Source organism: Bradyrhizobium sp. P2_E8, assembly GCF_056403875.1.
In genome coordinates, this window is record NZ_JBFUES010001003.1 from 1 (window position 1) to 2639 (window position 2639).

Here is a 2639-nt window from a genome sequence, read left to right on the forward strand (position 1 = left end):
GCCGATGGCAGATCCAGCATGATCAGCTGATTGTACTGAATTCCCGTGCGCGCGAGCCACTCGACCGTATGGGAACGATACTTTTCCAGCCGGCTGGTCACGAGATAACCGATCTTCCGCGTGATCCGCAGCAACGGCACGGCTTCCGAGAGGAATTTCTGATAGGCGACGCCGTCGTCATTCTGTTCGGCGGTCGGATCGAGGCACAGCACGCCGTCGATGTCGACACATGCCTTTTCGAGCATGCCGTGATGGAGAATGTTCCACTGGAAGATTCTCGGTTGCGGCACGGTTTCGAAAGTGAAGTCGACTCCGGCCTGGTTCTCCGTCAGGCCGTAGATCGCGGCGAACATGACGGACACATTGGCAATGCCGGCGGCGGCGATCCGCTCGCGCGCGGTCTGCATCGCCCGGCCGGTGTCGATGCTGTCATCGACCACCAGGACGCGGCGAACCTGCGAAGCATCCTTGTCCAGCCCCGCCCATCGCTTCGTGACGCCCGAGGTGAGGGTCTTGCCTTCAATGAAGCGATCGAGATCGGTCATCGGAATATTCGCGACGAGGCTTATCATCGTCGCCGCGAGCATCCCGCTCCGCGGTATCCCGACGACGAGGTCGATGTCGCGCGGCAGACGATGGAAGTTCTGCATGATCGTGTCGTTGAGGTCGGCTACCGATCTGTAGTGCACCACTTTGCTCCTTGCAGAGGATGAGGCGATCGCAAACTAGGTCGCCGGGGCGAAACCGAGCTGCGACCTGGCGATTGCGAGCAATTCGAAAACCAGCCGCCTGCTGTTACGGAAGACCAGCACGAGGATCAGATAGGCCGCCACGCAGGCCATCGCGCTGATGATGAGGTTCACAAGAGTTCCGGCCACGACGTATTTGTGAGTAAGCCAGGCGGCGAGCAGCGCGCCATGCGCCGCCAGCAGAAATGGCCCAATCGACGTCAGGACGTCATTGGTCCTGACCGGACCTTTCCTGCCGATATACATCCACAGCAACGGGGTCTTGATGTATTCGGCGATCGCATAGGCGATCGCCATTCCGACCGCCCCGAACTTGAGTCCGATGACGAACCCGAGCACGACCAGCACCGAGCCGGCGATGCCCCATCGCAGGAATTCTCCGGTCCGCCCCTGGCTGACAAACAGCCAGCCGGCCGGATTGTTGACCGATTGAAGAAGGCTGACGAAGCCAAGCGCGCGGAATATCTCCGCGGTTTCAGTCCATTGCGGACCGAGCAGAAGTGGAATCAGGTAATCGGCCGTCGCGGTCGCGAAGGCAACACCGGGCAGGATGACGAGGAGGACCGCCGACAGCGACTTCAGAAAGGCGTTGCGGTAGCGGGACGGATGATCCGTCATTCGCGACAGAGCCGGCACCATGACCTGCGACATGGGATTCATCACCTGGCTCATCGGGAACAGCAGCAACCGGTTCGCGCGGTCATAGTAGCCGAGCTCGTTGCTGCCCCAGAAGCGGCCGATCAGGATGCTGTCGAGATTGCGAGCGAAGAAATTGACCAGATTGAATCCAGTCAATCCCGCGCCGAAACGAAGCAGTTCCTTCGCGTTGGCGTTCGACTTCGGTCGGCTTGGCCGCCACTCCGAGGCAAGCCAGGTGCCAATCGTCGTCGAAACCGAGGTTGCGAAAGTGCCCGCGAACAGCGCCCAATAACTCCAATCGCAGAGCGCGGCGCCGATCGACACGACCAGCCCGATCACCCCACCCGCCGAGCCGATAGCGGCCAGGCGGTTGAACTGCATTTTCCTGCCAAGCATTGCCGAATGCTGCGCCGTCAGGCCGGCAAGAAACACGGTACTGCTCATTGCCGCCATCAGGGCCATGACGCGCTGATCGCCGTAGAACGCGGCTACCAACGGCGAGGACCCGACGAGAACCAGCGCAAGCAGCAGGCATACCCCGACGTTGACCCAAAACAGGAAGTTCACGTCGTCGTGGGTTATCTTCTCCTTCTGGATCGCCGCCTGGCTGAGCCCGAGATCCTGAAACAGCGTGATGAACGCCAGAATAGGCGCGCACATCGCCACCACGCCGAAGTCCGAAGGCCGCAGCATGTGCGAAAGCACCAGCACCTGCGCGATGGAGGTTCCGGTGCGAATCATCTGGCCGCCGGCCGTCCACGCGGCCCCTCTCCCGATCCGTCCACGCATCGAGCCAGTCGGTGTCGCAATGTCGCTCACGTGGCTGGGCTCCCGATTTCCGCGCGCGATGGAAACAGAATACGCCGAAACGAATTCAGTGCCCGCCGCAGCCGCACTTCGATGAGCTCGTAACTCACCGCGCTCGCGATGAGGGCAGAGATCAGGCCCAAAACGATGAAAGCGGCCCACAACAGCCAGCGATCGAAGCCGAGCGCGACCAGCTTCAGGCCGATCACCTGCAGCGGAAACAGCACGAACGGATGGACGAGATAGAGGCTGTAGCTGATCTTGCCCAGGAACTGAAGCGCCGGCGTGCTCAGCGCATTGGCGATGCCGGAGCCGGGCGCAAGCACCATCCCGAACAGCAGGAAGCCGGGAACGAGCCCGACGAACGGATGGAACAGCGTCAAACATGCATACATCGCAGCGCCACAGACCAGGCCCGCAGCGAGACCCGCGCGGCCCGCAAGA

3 protein-coding genes are annotated in these 2639 nt (G+C 61.6%); all 3 read right to left on the minus strand.

The window, feature by feature from the left end; all coding sequences use genetic code 11:
* The coding region (locus AC1D00_RS35745; protein WP_477013910.1) for a phosphoribosyltransferase at positions 1 to 689 on the minus strand (689 nt) is incomplete at its 3' end.
* Positions 690 to 725: 36 nt separating this feature from the next.
* Positions 726 to 2207: a lipopolysaccharide biosynthesis protein gene (locus AC1D00_RS35750; RefSeq protein ID WP_477013911.1), complete on the minus strand. Its 1482-nt coding sequence runs from the start codon at positions 2205 to 2207 to the stop codon at positions 726 to 728.
* Positions 2204 to 2639, minus strand: a 436-nt coding sequence (locus tag AC1D00_RS35755; RefSeq protein WP_477013912.1) for an acyltransferase family protein, incomplete at its 5' end; no start/stop codon positions are given. The genes AC1D00_RS35750 and AC1D00_RS35755, both read right to left, overlap by 4 nt.